Below are 13,721 nucleotides of genomic sequence, written 5' to 3'. Positions count from 1 at the left end.
CGTGTGCAATCTCTGCGGACTCGATGGTGGTTGCGCGGGCTGCGCGGGGGTGGTTGCGTGGCGCTTATGGCGGACGAGGAACGGCCGGGGGCGGAGCGCTTCCTGCCGGAGGCGCGCGATCTGCAGAGCCTGCGGGCGGCGGCGGCGGATTGCCGCGGCTGCGAGCTGTACCGGGACGCGACGCAGGTCGTCTTCTCCACGGGACACGCGCGGACCGCCCTCGTCCTCGTGGGCGAGCAGCCGGGCGACCGGGAGGACGTCGAGGGCGCGCCGTTCGTCGGGCCGGCGGGGCGCATCCTCGATCAGGCGCTCCGGGACGCCGGTATCGACCGCGACGAGGTCTACCTGACCAACGCGGTCAAGCATTTCCGCTTCCGCCGCCAGGGCAAGCGGCGCATCCACGAGAAGCCGGCCGTCGGGAACATCGTGGCGTGCCACCCCTGGCTGGAGGCGGAGCTGGACGCGGTCCAGCCGGAGGTCGTGGTCTGCCTGGGCGCCACGGCCGGACGGAGCGTGCTCGGCCGGACGACGCGCATCCAGCAGGAGCGGGGACGCCTCCAGAAATCGCCCGAGGGCCGCGCGGTGCTCGTGACCACGCACCCGTCCGCGCTCCTGAGGCTGAAGGACGACCCGGGATGGGATGCCGCGTACGACGCGTTCGTGTCCGATCTGGAGGCCGCGGCGAAAGCGGCGAAGGCCGCCCGCAGCGCGAACGGGGCCGAAACCGGAGCGGACCGCTAGGCCTTCTTCGCCCGGCTCGGCTGCACGCGCGGCGGCTCCCCCGGCATCTTCGGGTAGTCGGGTGGGAACGGCAGCTCGCCCAGCCCCTTCGAGAGGTCGCGCTCCCACCACTCCAGCAGGGCGTCGACGGTACCGGGCTCTGAGCCGAAGTCCTCCCACGGATCGCCGATCGTGCGCAAGCGCTCCGGCATCGTCAGAACCGTGAAGTCCGCGGGGTCGACGTGCTCCAGCTCGTCCCAGGTGACCGGCGCGGAAACGGAGGCGTGAGGCAGCGGCCGCGGGCTGTAGGCGCCGGCCATGGTGCGGTCGCGGTTCGCCTGGTTGAAGTCGACGAACACCCGCTCGCCGCGCTCCTCCTTCCACCAGGCCGTTGTGACGCGGTCGGGCATCCGCCGCTCCAGTTCCCGGGCCGCGGCGATGACCGCGTGGCGCACCTCGAGGAATTCGCGCGACGGTGCGATCGGCGCGAAGACGTGGAGGCCGCGGTTGCCGGAGGTCTTGATGTACGCGGTGAGCCCCGCCTCCCGCAGCACCGCGCGCAGCTCGATCGCGGCCGGGACGGCGTCCGCGAACCCCGTGCCGGGCTGCGGGTCGAGGTCGAGGCGCAGCTGATCCGGATTGTCCGAGTCCTCCGCGCGGGAGGGCCACGGATGGAACACCACCGTATTCATCTGAGCCGCCCACACCGCCGCCGCGGGCTCGTCGATGACCAACTGGGGATGCGACCGGGCGCTCGGGTAGACGACGTTGACGGAGCGTACATACTCCGGGGTTCCGCGCGGCGGGTTCTTGGAGAAGAACTGCTCCCCGTCGATCCCGTCGGGGAATCGCTGCAGGGACACCGGCCGGTCGCCGTTCGCGCGCACGAAGGCGTCGCCCACCTCGACGAGGTACTTCGCGAGGTCCAGCTTCGTGATCCCCGGCTCGGGGAAGATGACCCGGTCAGGGCTGGAAATGCGCACCTCCCGGTCGCCGTGGGGCCCGGGGACCGTGAGCACAACCGCATCGCCTGCCATGCGTCGACACTATCGCCCGAACCACGGGTGACGGCGATGTGAATTCCTTGTGCGATGACACGGGCCCGCTTGAACCGCGTCTCAAGTGCGACAGAATGACAGACGAGGGCCCGCATCCACGCCGGCCGCGTCGAGTGGTTCGAGAAGAGGTGCAGACCGGTGAGGATCGTGAGCTACAACCTCCGCAAGCACGCGGCGAGCGGTGAGCTGACGGGGATCGCCGAGGCATACGACGTCGACGTCCTGTGCCTCCAGGAGTGCGACAGCGAGGCCCTCCCCGAACGACTGCACCACTTGGTGCTCGCCGACAGCACGCGTGCCAACCGGCTCGGGCTCGCCGTGTATGTGCGCGACGACCGCTACGAGATCCTCCACAGCCAGGTCTTCGCCGTGCAGAAGTCGCTGCACGACCGCGTGCTCGCCCCGGCGAACGAGCGCCTGCTCGCCGTCCACCTCCGCGACAGGGACAACGGCGAGGACATCCTCGTCGGCTCGTTCCACGCGGCTCCGCTGACGGCGCTGAACTCGCTGCGACGCAAGCAGATCGCCTCCGCCCATGACGGGATGCGCTCGCTCTCGCCGGACACCCCCGCGGTCATGGTGGGCGACTTCAACTATCCCTGGTTCATCCGCGGCCTCGAACGTCACCTCACCACCTCCGGGTACGCGCTGAAGCGGACGACGGAGCCGACCTACCTGCGCTACAAGTTCTTCTCGGGCTACTTCGACTTCGTCACCTCGACCGGTTTCGAGATCCAGTCGGTGGATGTGCTGCCGGCCGGCGCATCCGACCACCGCGCGATCCGGCTCGACGCCGAACTCGCGGCCTGACCCTCGCGGCCTGACCCTCGCGGCCTGAGCCTCGCGGCCTGAGCTCGCGGGCACCGGCCCCGCCGCGATTCGTCACGAATGTGCACTTGCAGCGCCACCAAGCGACGATTCGTCACGAATGTGCATTGGGTGCGAGAGCCGCGATTCGTCACGAATGTGCACTTACAGCGCCGCCAAGCGACGATTCGTCACGAATGTGCACTGGGCGTCTCCGCTCGCCCGAGTCGGCAGCCGGGCGTACGGTGAACGCATTCCGACGACGAGGTGGTGTCGATGGAGTTTCCTGCGTGGCTCACGGGATGGCTGGCCGGCGACGAGTACACGATCGCCCGCGAGGTGATCGAGCGCGGCGTCGCCGCTCTCTACGTGGTCGCGTTCGTGTCGGCCGCGAACCAGTTCCCGGCCCTGCTCGGCGAGCGCGGCCTCCTGCCGGTGCGACGGTTCCTGCGGCATCCCTACGCCCGGAAGCAGCCGACGCTGTTCCGGTGGCGCTACTCCGATCGGCTGCTGCGGACAGTGGCATGGACCGGCGCCGTCCTCTCCGCACTCGTCGTCGCCGGCGTTCTGCAGCTGGCTCCCACGTACGTGTTCGTGCCGGTGTTCCTGATCGTCTGGTTCCTCTACCTTTCGATCGTCAACGTCGGGCAGACGTTCTACGGCTTCGGCTGGGAGAGCCTGCTCTGCGAGGCGGGATTCGTCGTCGCGTTCCTCGGCGCGTGGGACACCGCTCCCCCGATCACGATCGTCTTCTTCGTGCGCTGGCTGGTCTTCCGGCTGGAGTTCGGGGCCGGGATGATCAAGATGCGCGGCGACCGCGCCTGGCGGGACCTGACTGCCCTGTACTACCACCACGAGACGCAGCCGATGCCCAATCCGTTCAGCCGGACGGCGCACCTGCTGCCCCAGTGGTGGCACCGAGTGGAGGTGCTGGGCAACCATTTCGCGCAGCTGATCGTGCCGTGGTTCCTCTTCCTGCCCCAGCCGGTGGCGAGCGTCGCCGCCGGGATCATGATCCTCACCCAGCTGTGGCTGGTGCTCACCGGCAACTTCGCGTGGCTGAACTGGATCACGATCGTGCTGGCCTTCGCCGGGATCAGCGACCCGGTCTTCTCGTGGCTGTTCGGCGGCGCGCGCCTCGGTCCGATCGGAGCGACCCAGGTTCCGCTGTGGTTCGCCGTCGTCGCCGTCGCCGCGACCGTCTTCCTGCTGGTGCTCAGCTGGCGGCCGCTGCTGAACCTGTTCTCCCGGCGCCAGCTGATGAACGCCAGCTTCAACCGCTGGCACCTCGTCAACGCCTACGGGGCCTTCGGCAGTGTGACCAAGGAGCGCTACGAGGTCGTCGTGGAGGGCACGGCGGACGACCCCACCGACCCCGATGCGCACTGGCAGGAGTACGGCTTCAAGGGCAAACCCGGTGATGTGGACCGCATCCCCCGGCAGTTCGCGCCGTACCACCTGCGCCTCGACTGGCTGATGTGGTTCCTCGCGCTCGGCTCGCGCGACTCCCCCTGGTTCGAGGTACTCCTGCTGCGGCTGCTCGAGGCGGACCGCCCGACCTTGAAGCTGCTGCGGCGCGATCCCTTCGACGGTGCACGCCCCCGGGCGGTGCGCGCGCGGATGTTCCTGTACCGCTTCAGCACGCATGCGGAGAAGCGCGAGACCGGGGAGGTGTGGGTGCGTTCCGAGGTCGGCGACCTCGTGCCCGCGGTGAGCCTCCGCTCCTCCGGCGCGACCGGCGATCAGTAACCGGTCCGCTGCTCCTCGAGCCGTGCCAGGTCGCGCCGGATCAGCAGGTTCAGCCGTGCCGGCTTCTCGCGCTCGTAGTCCTCTTTCAGCGCCTCGGCGCCGGAGAACGCATCCAGTCCGGCCTCGATCGCGCGGCCGACCTCCTCCCAGGCGTCCTTCCGGCCGCGCTCCACCAGGACCGCGAGCTCGTCGTCGGAGTCGGCCCTCCGTCGCAGGGCCGCGGCGAGCGCGAGCGCCGCATCCCGCCGCAGCCGGAGGTTGTCGACATCCACTCGGCGGTAGTCGTGGGGGTGCATCGCGTCGCCGCCGAGCGTCTCGGCGGCGGCCACCTCCTCCTCGATGCGGCCGGCCGCGATGCCCTGCTCCGAGGCCAGCTCACGCAGCATCGCCGCCGCCTCCAGGGCGTGGAGGGCCGGGTCGTAGGAGTTGCCGTACTGGATGGTGTCCACGACGATGTGGTTCTTGATCGCCATGCGGGTGGCGTAGTCGGCCAGCAGCATCCCCTCGTCGACCGACTGCTCGAGGGTGGGCGCGACGGGCTCGGGCAACGCGCCCTCGTCGAACGGGCGCGTCCGCGTCGTCTTCTCGGCGCGTCTGCGGAACCATTTCGGCCAGCGCATGGGACTCCTCGAACCGGCGCCCGACCGGGCGCCCTCCCCTATTGTCCCTGATCGAGTGGCTCGTCCCCGATGGATGGGGCGATCCGATGCGGCAGTCGCGCTGAGGTGATTGGATGCGGTGATCGGATGCGGCGTCCGGCGTCGAGCCGGTAGCTTGGCGGACATGGCCGGTTACCGCTATGAATTCGAGACCGAACTCTTCCGCTGGGCCTCACGCCGCGAGCTGTGGGTGTTCGCCCGGCTCCCTCTGGACGTTTCCGAGGAGATCCGGCTGCAGCCGCATCCACCCGCCGGCTTCGACTCGGTGAAGGTGTCGGTGACGCTCGGAGGTTCGCGCTGGTCGACCTCGATCTTCCCGCAGGAGGACGGCCATTACGTCGTGCCGATCAAGTCAGCGGTGCGGCGCGCGGAGGGCGTGGAGCTCGGCGACCGCGTGCGGATCGGCGTGGAGACTCTGCTCTGACCGCTATCTGGCCGACGACATGATGGTGTTCAGCGCCAGCACGATGATCAGCCCGTTGAAGAAGAAGCTGAGCACGGAGTGCCAGACGACGGTCCACCGCATCCGGGTGGTGAGGACCTCGACGTCCGAGGCCGCGAACGTGGTGCCGACGGTGTACGCGAAGTACACGAAGTCGACGAAGCCGGGCTCGGTCTGCGGGACTGCGTCGAGCCGCGGGAACCGCAGCATCGGTGCGGAGGCGGCGTAGTAGCGCTGGAAGTAGATCTGGGAGAAGCCCCAGTGAAGGAAACCCCAGGCCAGCAGCATCGACCAGACGCCGACGACATCGGTGACGGAACCGAGCTGCGGGTCGTTGTGGAGCGCCAGCACCTGCACGGCGGCGGCCAGCCCGATGAAGCTCGCGAGGATGGTCTCGGTCATCGATATCAGGCGGGCGATGCGGCCGGTCTCCCACCGGGCCGGACGTCCGTCGGCGCCGGTGCGCTTCGAGACACGGCCGAGGACGATGAGCGCCACGATCAGGTAGACGGTGCCGATCGAGCACCAGCTGGCGAGCAGGGCGAGAGTCGTGGCGTCGTCTTCCGCGAGGACGAGCAGCCAGACGCCGAGGACGATCATCCACAGCTGGGCGAGCAGGCTCGCGGACAGTCCCACGACGTTCCACGGCCGTCGTGCCGACGAGGTCTGCGCCATACCCGGATGCTAGTCCCCGGATGCGCGCAAGCCGGGAGGCCGGCGTGCGGAGGGGCGGATCCGGCAGCGTCGCACGGAAGGCGGATCCGGCAAGCCGGCGGCGGTGCACGACCGTCCGGCACGGCAGGATGGGATGGTGCAGCCCGTCCTCGTCGTCGCCGCGGTCCTCCGGGAGGGAGCCGGCGGCCGCGTGCTCGCCTGCCGCCGCGCTCCCGGAAGGGATGCCGCCGGGCTCTGGGAGTTCCCGGGCGGTAAGGTCGAGCCGGGCGAGTCCCTGGAGGCGGCCCTGGCGCGGGAGATCGTGGAGGAGCTGGGCGTCCGCATCCAGGTCGGCGCGCTGCTCGACCGGACGCTCACTGTGCGCGGCGACGGCCGCGCGATCGAGCTGGCCTGCTACGACTGCCGCTTCGTCGGGCCCGTGCCGCCGACGAGCACCGACCATGACGAGCTGCGGTGGGTCGCGCCGGCCCGGCTGGCCGAGCTGGAGTGGGCGGAGGCGGACCGGCCCGCGGTGGCGTTGCTGACGGCCCAGGAGGAGGACACGTGAAAGCCTTGTACTACGAGCGCTTCGGCGGCCCGGTCGAGGTCGCCGATCTCGCCGAGCCCGCGCCTTCGGACGGCGGCGCCGTCGTCCGGGTGGAGGCGTCCGGCCTCTGCCGCAGCGACTGGCACGCCTGGGTGGGTCACGACGACTCCGTGCATCTTCCGCACGTTCCCGGGCATGAGTTCGCCGGCGTCGTCGAAGCGGTGGGGCGAGGCGTCACGCGGTGGCGGCCCGGCGATCGGGTGACGGCGCCCTTCGTCAACGGCTGCGGCGAGTGCCAATGGTGCCGGGCGGGCGCGGCGCAGGTGTGCCCCGATCAGACGCAGCCCGGCTTCACGCACTGGGGGTCGCACGCCGAGTTCGTCGCCGTGCGGGCGGCGGACACGAACCTCGTCCGCGTGCCGGACGGGCTGGATTCCGCTGCGGCCGCCGCTCTCGGCTGCCGGTTCGCGACGGCGTTCCGTGCCGTGACGGCGCGGGCGCGCATCCAGCCCGGCGAGTGGCTCGCCGTGTACGGCGCGGGCGGTGTCGGCCTCAGCGCGGTGATGATCGCTTCGGCCCTCGGCGCCCGGGTGGTCGCTGTGGACCGCTCCCCCGCCGCCCGGGAGTTGGCCAGCAGGTCGGGCGCAGAGCACACCGTGCCTGCCGGTCCGGATGCCGTGCAGAGCGTCCAGGAGGCGACCGGCGGAGGCGCGCACGCCTCCATCGACGCGGTCGGGTCGCCGGAGACCGCCATCGCGGGCATCCGCTCGTTGCGGAGGCGCGGCCGTCACGTGCAGGTCGGCCTGCTCCCCGCATCCACTCCGGATCTTCCGCTCGACCGCATCATCGCGTGGGAGCTCGACGTGCTCGGCAGCCACGGCATGGCGGCCGCCGACTACCCGGCGATGCTCGACCTCGTCACGTCCGGGCGGCTCCGTCCCCAGGACCTCGTCGGCCGCGCGGTCGGCTTCCCCGAGGCGGCCCGGCTGCTGCAGACCGCGGACTCCGCCCCGCCTGTCGGCATCGCGGTACTCCGCCCGTCCGATCACCTCATCGGCTGAACGGTCCTGGCAGGATGTGGACATGCGCGTCGCCGACTACCCCCGCCCCGACACCCTCGCCGCTCAGGCGGCTCTCGCGATCGCGACGGAGTACCACACGCCGTCGCTGCTGAACCACGTGCAGCGGTCGTGGCTGTGGGCCGAGGGCTTCCGTACGGCTCGCGGCCTCGACGCGGACCGCGAGCTGCTCTACGTCTCGGCCCTCCTGCACGACCTCGGCATCGTCCCCGAGTTCGACAACCACACGCTCGCCTACGAGGACGCCGCAGGTCACGTCGCCATCGCACTGACCGCCGGGGCCGGCTGGCCGGCGGACCGGCGCATCCGCGCACACGAGGTCATCGTGCGGCACAACTGGCCAGAGGTCGACCCCGCGATGGATGCGGAGGGCCACCTGCTCGAGATCGCCACGGCGCTCGATATCTCCGGCGCACGGACGGACGAGCTGCCCATCGGGTTCCGCCGCGAGGTGCTGCAGGCGTACCCGCGCCTCGACCTGGCCACCGAGTTCGGCGCGTGCGTCGCCGACCAGGCGCAGCGGAAACCGACCACGTCGGCTCGGCGCCTGGTCGACGGCGGCGTCCAGCGGAAGCTCCGCGAGAATCCGCTGGAGCGCCTCCTCGAAGGGTGAGCCCGCTCAGCCGTGACCGTGCGTCGCGGTGGGCTCGGGGGTGGGCCCGGGCGCCGGTCCCGTGTCCGTCGGAGACGGTGACGAGGTGGATCCACCCGTGCCGCCTTGTCCGTTGCTCACGCTGAGGGTCACCGACGCGCCGGCATCCACCGACTCCCCAGCGGCAGGGTCGCTCGCCGCGACAGTGCCAGCAGGCTGGTCGCTGTCGACCGGCGTGTCGTCGATCGTCACATCCAGCCCCAGACCCTCGAGCAGCTTCTGGGCGTCGGCGGGTGCCTTGCCGGTCACGTCCGGCATGGTGAGCCGGCTGCCGTAGAGAACCGCATCCGTCGGATCTGTGAAGTCATCGCCGCCGTACAGAGCGTCGATCGCCTTGAGGATGGGCTTCGCGATCGAGAACTTCACGTTGCCGCCGCCGACGCCGTTGAAATAGAGCGAACGGAGCGGGGTGGATCCGGAGACATTGCCCACCCAGGTGGCCGTGGCGACCTTCGTGGTGGACGTGATCAGCCAGTTCTCCAGGGAATCGTCCGTCGTTCCCGTCTTCGCCATGATCGGGACGCCGTCGTACGGGTTGGCGCTCGCCGCCGTCCCGCCGCCCCGGATGACACCCTTGAGGGCGTACGTCACGCCGGCCGCGATGTCCGGTTTCAGCCCCTGGGTGCAGGTGGTCTTGCTGACCTTGTGGTCGGTGCCGTCCGCGTTCACGACACGGTCGATGGCGATCGGGGTGCAGACGGTGCCGTTGTTCGCGATGCCCGCATACGCGGTTGCCATGGTCAGCGGCGAGATGTAGTTGACCCCGAGGATCATCGAGGGCGACTGGACCCACGGGTTGCTCTTCGAGGCGGGATGCACGTCCAGGGCCTTCGCCGCGTTCAGGATGGAGCAGAGGTCGACCTTCGTGCCCATCTCCGCGAACGCGGTGTTCACCGACTGGGCGGTCGCCGACATCACCGAGAGCCTGCTCGCGGAGCCCTCGTCGTTGGTCACCGGCCAGGCCGGACCGTCGATGTTCGCGCACGTGTTGGTGAAGTCGGAGGTCGGAAAGAGGTGCTGCGAAGCGTTGACCGTCTCGTACAGGCTGTGCCCGGCCTCCAGCCACGCCGCGAGGTCGAACGCCTTGAACGTCGAGCCGGTCTGGAAGCCCTGCGACCCGCCGTAGTCCTCATCCGTGTTGTAGTTCACCGCGGTCGTGCCGTCGATCGGCGTGTCCGTGTTGTTGAAGGCGCGGTTCTGCACCATCGTCACAATGCGTCCGGTGCCCAGCTCCAGCGCGACGTTCGAGGCGCCGAGGTCGATGCCGGGCCGCGACCCGGGGATGTACTTGCTCAGCGATGCCTGCGCCACCTGCTGCAGGTCGAGGTTCAGGGTGGTGTAGATCTTCAGGCCGCCGCGGTTCAGCGTCTGCCAGCGCTCGTCCGCGGTCGCGCCGTAGGCGGGATCCTGGAGGATGACATCCCGCACGTAGTCGCAGAAGAACGCGGCGTTGACCTGCTGCGCGGCCGCGCATCCCTGGGTCGTCGGCGTGATCGTGGGCTTGATGGGCGTGGCCTTCGCCGCATCCCGCTGCTGCTTCGTGATGTGATGCGTGATGTACATGCGGTCGAGCACGTAGTCGCGGCGTTCCTTCGTCAGCTTGTAGCCGTTGGCGGCGCCGTTCTCCTTGTTGGCCGGCTGGTCGATGCGCAGGTTCGCCGGGTTGTTCAGGATGGCCGCGAGCGTGGCCGCCTGCGCCAGGTCGAGCTTCGTCGCGCTGGTGGCGAAGTAGTACTGGGCGGCCGCCTGGACTCCGTAGACCTGACCGCCGAAGCCGACCACGTTCAGGTAGCCGGTCAGGATGTCCTTCTTGCTGTACGTCTTCTCGATCTCGACGGCGTAGCGCATCTCCTGCACCTTGCGCTGCAGGGTGACGCCCGCCGCGTCCGCGTAGCAGGCCTGCACCTTCTTCTGGCTGGTCAGCGCCTCGCACTTCTCGACCTCGACGTTCTTCACGTACTGCTGGGTGATCGAGGAGCCGCCCTGCACGTTCCCGCCCGCCACCGTCGAGAGCGCCCCGCGGAGCGTGCCCCAGATGTCGACGGCGCCCTCCGTGTAGAAGCGCGGGTCCTCAGCGGAGACGGTCGCATCCTTCATCGTCTGGGCGATCTGATCCCAGCTGACGTCCTGCCGGTTCTGGGCGAAGAAGGTGGCGATCGGCACGTCCTGGCCGCCCTGCTTGGCGTAGACGGTGGAGTTCTGCGCGAACTGCTGGATGTGCAGGTTGGCCGGGAGCGCATTGAAGTCGCTCACACCGGCGGAGGCCGCGACCCCGGCGCCGACGAAGCCGGGCAGCAGGAACAGGGAGGTCAGCACCGCCGCCACGAGCGTCAAGCCGAGGAACTGCACGATCAACCCCCCGCGGGTGCGTGCCGGCTTCAACTCGAAACGCTTGAGCGGCGCGATGCGCTCGTCGAGGGCGGCCAGGCGCGGCGGAAGGCGGGAATGATCGGAGGCGGACACGCTTCCAGGCAACCAGGGCTGCCTGGATGAGTCCAGGGGGTCCCGTGTGGATCGTTATGGAGTCGTTCAGGATGCGCTGGGCGTCACGACACGCGACCTCGCGGATTGTCGCTTCGGTGCGGGGCGAGCCGGCCGCGCGGCCGTCCACACATCGGCTGGTCCCAACACGCCGTATCGCGGATAGGCGATACGGCGTGTTGGGACCAGCCGATTGCGCAACGGCGCGCGACGGCGCGCGACGGCGCGCGACGGCGCCGGTCCTGAGAGCAGGACCGGCGCCGTGGAAGGGCGCGAGCGGTTACGCAGCGACCGGGAGGGATGCGGGGGCCGCGGCGACGCGCAGGTCGCCGGAGGCCGCATCCACGGTCACCCGGCCGCCCTCGGCCAGCTCGCCGCTGACCATCAGCTCGGCGATCCGGTCGTCCACCTCGCGCTGGATCACGCGGCGCAGGGGCCGGGCGCCGTATTCGGGCTCGTAGCCGGTGTCCGCGATCCAGGCGACCGCCGCATCCGTCGCCTCGAAGGCGATGTCGCGGGCGGACAGGCGGGCTGCCGTCGCGTCCAGCAGCAGGCGCACGATGTCGCGCAGCTGCTCGGCGTCGAGCTTCCGGAACAGCACGATCTCGTCGATGCGGTTCAGGAACTCCGGACGCATGGCCTCGCGGAGCTTGCCCATGACGCGGTCGCGGATGTCCTTCTCGGAGGCGAAGCCGTCCGAGCCGGCCGGCACGAAGCCGAGGGCACCGCTGCGCGAAGCCAGGAACTCCGAGCCGAGGTTGGAGGTCATGATGACGACCGTGTTGCGGAAGTCGACCGTCCGGCCCTGGCCGTCGGTGAGGCGTCCGTCGTCGAGCACCTGCAGCAGCAGGTTGAACACGTCCGGGTGCGCCTTCTCGATCTCATCGAACAGGATCACCGAGTACGGGTTGCGGCGAACGCGCTCGGTCAGCTGACCGGCCTCGTCGTAGCCGACGTATCCGGGAGGGGCGCCGACCAGGCGGGCGACGGTGTGGCGCTCGCCGAACTCGCTCATGTCGAAGCGCAGCATGGCCTTCTCCGAACCGAAGAGGGATGCGGCGAGCGACTTCGCGAGTTCCGTCTTGCCCACGCCCGTCGGCCCGAGGAAGAGGAAGCTGCCGACCGGCCGGCGCTCGTCGCCGAGGCCTGTGCGGTTGCGGCGCACCGCCTTCGCAACGGCGGCGACCGCGTCGTCCTGCCCGATGACGCGCTCGTGAAGCTCGGACTCCAGCCGGGCGAGCCGCTCACGGTCGGCCTGACCGATGCGCGACACCGGGATGCCCGTCGCGCGCGACACGATCGCGGCGATCTCCGGCTCGCCGACCACGGCATCCACTCGGGGGGCCGTCGTCAGCCCGTCGAGCGAGTGCTGGACCGCTTCGATCTCGTCGCGCAGCCGCGACGCCTCCTCGTAGTGCTCGGACGCGACAGCCGCGTTCTTCTCGGACTCGAGGGTGGCCAGGCGCTCCATCAGGGCGGACGAGTCCGCCTTCTTCCCGAGCGACAGGCGCAGGCGGGCGCCGGCCTGGTCGATCAGGTCGATCGCCTTGTCCGGCAGGAATCGGTCGGAGATGTAGCGGTCGGAGAGCTCCACCGCGGCGCGGATGGCGTCCTCGGTGTAGCGCACGCCGTGGTGATCCTCGTACGCGGGACGCAGCCCGTCCAGGATGAGCACGGCGTCCTCGACGGAGGGCTCGCCGACGGTCACCGGCTGGAAGCGGCGCTCCAGAGCCGGGTCCTTCTCGATGCGGCGGTACTCCTTCAGAGTCGTCGCCCCCACCAAGTGCAGATCGCCGCGGGCCAGGCGGGGCTTCAGGATGTTGCCCGCGTCCATGCCGCCGGACTCGCCGGACCCTCCGGCGCCGACCACGGTGTGCAGCTCGTCGACGAAGACGATCAGCTCGTCCTTGCCCGCACTGATCTCATCCATCAGCTTCGTGAGCCGCTCCTCGAAGTCGCCGCGGTACCAGGTGCCGGCGACCATCCCGGCGAGGTCGAGCGCGACGACCTTCTTGTCCTGCAGCTGCTCGGGCACGTCGCCGGCCACGATGGCGCGGGCGAGGCCCTCCACGATGGCGGTCTTCCCGACGCCCGCCTCGCCGACCAGCACCGGGTTGTTCTTCGTGCGGCGGGAGAGGATCTCGACCGTCTGGTCGATCTCGTCGAGGCGGCCGATGACCGGGTCGAGGCTGCCGTCACGCGCGAGCGCCGTCAGATCGGTGCCGAACCGGTCGAGCATCGGCGTCTGCGAACCGGATGCGGCGGACGGCTCCTCCGGCCGCCCTGCGCCGACCGTCGCGCTCTCACGCATCGCCTCGGTCAGCGCCTCCGGCGTCACGCCGGCGGACTGCAGCACGCGGCCGGCCGGCGCGTCCCGGCCGATCACGAGCGCGAAGAACAGGTGCTCGGGGTCGATGTAGGTGGATCCGGAGGCCTGCGCCACCTGGTAGGCGTGGAACAGCGCACGCTGCAGAGAAGCCGTGATGGAGGCGCCGTCCGCGTGGATCTCGTCGCCTCGGGCGGGCAGGCGCGACTCGGCGGCCTGCGCGACCCGCTCGGGGTCGACGCCGATGCGGCGCATGGCATCGGCGGCGGGCTCCTGTGCGGCCATCACCCGAAGGACATGGAGCGCGTCGAGCTCGCTGTGTCCGTGCTCGAGCGCGAAGCGTCCGGCTTCGGCGAGCAGCTCCTGGGTGCGCCGGCTGAGGAACCGGCTGATGTCGATGGAGCGCGCGTTGCGCGCGCGCTCCCCCGCGAGATAGCGCGCGAGGAACTCGTCGAACGAGTTGGCGCTGTCACCGTCGGGAGTGAAGTTGTCAGGCACGTGATCTCCTGTTTCTCAAAGTTGAGCCGTTTGCACTCAACTTCAACGC

The 13,721-nt window shown here is 70.1% G+C and carries 12 protein-coding genes; 7 read left to right on the top strand and 5 right to left on the bottom strand.

Going from position 1 to position 13,721, the window contains the following annotated elements:
* The first annotated feature begins 66 nt into the window (after window positions 1-66).
* Window positions 67-741, top strand: coding sequence for a UdgX family uracil-DNA binding protein (locus BM287_RS03785; RefSeq protein WP_090036129.1), 675 nt, complete (start codon window positions 67-69; stop codon window positions 739-741).
* Here the strand turns inward: BM287_RS03785 and ligD are convergent.
* Window positions 738-1,757, bottom strand: a complete 1,020-nt coding sequence (ligD, locus tag BM287_RS03780) for a non-homologous end-joining DNA ligase (protein WP_170857422.1) — start codon at window positions 1,755-1,757, stop codon at window positions 738-740. The two genes, BM287_RS03785 and ligD, sit on opposite strands and share 4 nt — an antisense overlap.
* Before the next feature lie 159 nt (window positions 1,758-1,916).
* On the opposite strand from ligD, the gene BM287_RS03775 reads away from it, so the two are divergent.
* On the top strand, window positions 1,917-2,588 hold the full coding sequence (locus BM287_RS03775) for an endonuclease/exonuclease/phosphatase family protein (protein ID WP_090036127.1): 672 nt from the start codon (window positions 1,917-1,919) through the stop codon (window positions 2,586-2,588).
* Window positions 2,589-2,861: 273 nt separating this feature from the next.
* Window positions 2,862-4,334 carry a lipase maturation factor family protein gene (locus BM287_RS03770; RefSeq protein ID WP_170857421.1) on the top strand — a complete coding sequence of 491 codons (1,473 nt, stop codon included), beginning with the start codon at window positions 2,862-2,864 and terminating at the stop codon, window positions 4,332-4,334.
* On the opposite strand, the gene BM287_RS03765 is transcribed toward BM287_RS03770, so the two are convergent.
* Entirely contained in the window at window positions 4,328-4,954 is a 627-nt protein-coding gene (locus BM287_RS03765; RefSeq protein WP_090036123.1) for a hypothetical protein, read from the bottom strand. The two genes, BM287_RS03770 and BM287_RS03765, sit on opposite strands and share 7 nt — an antisense overlap.
* A gap of 163 nt (window positions 4,955-5,117) precedes the next feature.
* Between BM287_RS03765 and BM287_RS03760 the strand changes: the two genes are divergently transcribed.
* Window positions 5,118-5,417 (top strand): DUF1905 domain-containing protein, encoded by a 300-nt coding sequence (locus tag BM287_RS03760; RefSeq protein ID WP_090036121.1) that lies wholly within the window; start codon window positions 5,118-5,120, stop codon window positions 5,415-5,417.
* 3 nt (window positions 5,418-5,420) lie between these two features.
* Here BM287_RS03760 and BM287_RS03755 read toward each other — a convergent pair whose 3' ends face one another.
* The gene (locus BM287_RS03755; protein WP_090036119.1) at window positions 5,421-6,110 is read right to left on the bottom strand and encodes a DUF1345 domain-containing protein; all 690 of its coding nucleotides are present in this window, start codon (window positions 6,108-6,110) and stop codon (window positions 5,421-5,423) included.
* A 133-nt stretch (window positions 6,111-6,243) separates the two neighbouring features.
* Here BM287_RS03755 and BM287_RS03750 point away from each other — a divergent pair, with 133 nt between their 5' ends.
* The 3 genes from BM287_RS03750 to BM287_RS03740 are packed head-to-tail and all read left to right on the top strand — an operon-like array spanning window position 6,244 to window position 8,328.
* Entirely contained in the window at window positions 6,244-6,657 is a 414-nt protein-coding gene (locus BM287_RS03750) for a (deoxy)nucleoside triphosphate pyrophosphohydrolase (protein ID WP_090036117.1), read from the top strand.
* The gene (locus BM287_RS03745) at window positions 6,654-7,697 is read left to right on the top strand and encodes a zinc-dependent alcohol dehydrogenase family protein (RefSeq protein ID WP_090036114.1); all 1,044 of its coding nucleotides are present in this window, start codon (window positions 6,654-6,656) and stop codon (window positions 7,695-7,697) included. The genes BM287_RS03750 and BM287_RS03745 overlap by 4 nt, the downstream gene beginning before the upstream one ends.
* Window positions 7,698-7,719: 22 nt before the next feature.
* A complete protein-coding gene (locus tag BM287_RS03740) occupies window positions 7,720-8,328 on the top strand; it encodes an HD domain-containing protein (protein WP_090036112.1) in 609 nt (202 codons plus the stop codon).
* A gap of 6 nt (window positions 8,329-8,334) precedes the next feature.
* On the opposite strand, the gene BM287_RS03735 is transcribed toward BM287_RS03740, so the two are convergent.
* A complete protein-coding gene (locus tag BM287_RS03735) occupies window positions 8,335-10,830 on the bottom strand; it encodes a penicillin-binding protein (protein WP_244527868.1) in 2,496 nt (831 codons plus the stop codon).
* A 298-nt stretch (window positions 10,831-11,128) separates the two neighbouring features.
* The gene (locus BM287_RS03730; RefSeq protein WP_090036109.1) at window positions 11,129-13,672 is read right to left on the bottom strand and encodes an ATP-dependent Clp protease ATP-binding subunit; all 2,544 of its coding nucleotides are present in this window, start codon (window positions 13,670-13,672) and stop codon (window positions 11,129-11,131) included.
* Window positions 13,673-13,721: the final 49 nt, after the last annotated feature.

Origin of the sequence: Leifsonia sp. CL147 (genome assembly GCF_900114565.1) — a bacterium.
Lineage (GTDB): Bacteria > Actinomycetota > Actinomycetes > Actinomycetales > Microbacteriaceae > Leifsonia.
Note: the sequence above shows the minus strand (reverse complement) of the source record. Positions and strands in the feature narration are given on the sequence as shown.

Coding starts and splice junctions, on each gene's coding strand:
- BM287_RS03785 (WP_090036129.1), top strand. CDS start 67: ATGGCGGACGAGGAACGGCCGGGGGCGGAGCGCTTCCTGCCGGAGGCG.
- ligD (WP_170857422.1), bottom strand. CDS start 1,757: ATGGCAGGCGATGCGGTTGTGCTCACGGTCCCCGGGCCCCACGGCGAC.
- BM287_RS03770 (WP_170857421.1), top strand. CDS start 2,862: ATGGAGTTTCCTGCGTGGCTCACGGGATGGCTGGCCGGCGACGAGTAC.
- BM287_RS03765 (WP_090036123.1), bottom strand. CDS start 4,954: ATGCGCTGGCCGAAATGGTTCCGCAGACGCGCCGAGAAGACGACGCGG.
- BM287_RS03760 (WP_090036121.1), top strand. CDS start 5,118: ATGGCCGGTTACCGCTATGAATTCGAGACCGAACTCTTCCGCTGGGCC.
- BM287_RS03755 (WP_090036119.1), bottom strand. CDS start 6,110: ATGGCGCAGACCTCGTCGGCACGACGGCCGTGGAACGTCGTGGGACTG.
- BM287_RS03750 (WP_090036117.1), top strand. CDS start 6,244: ATGGTGCAGCCCGTCCTCGTCGTCGCCGCGGTCCTCCGGGAGGGAGCC.
- BM287_RS03740 (WP_090036112.1), top strand. CDS start 7,720: ATGCGCGTCGCCGACTACCCCCGCCCCGACACCCTCGCCGCTCAGGCG.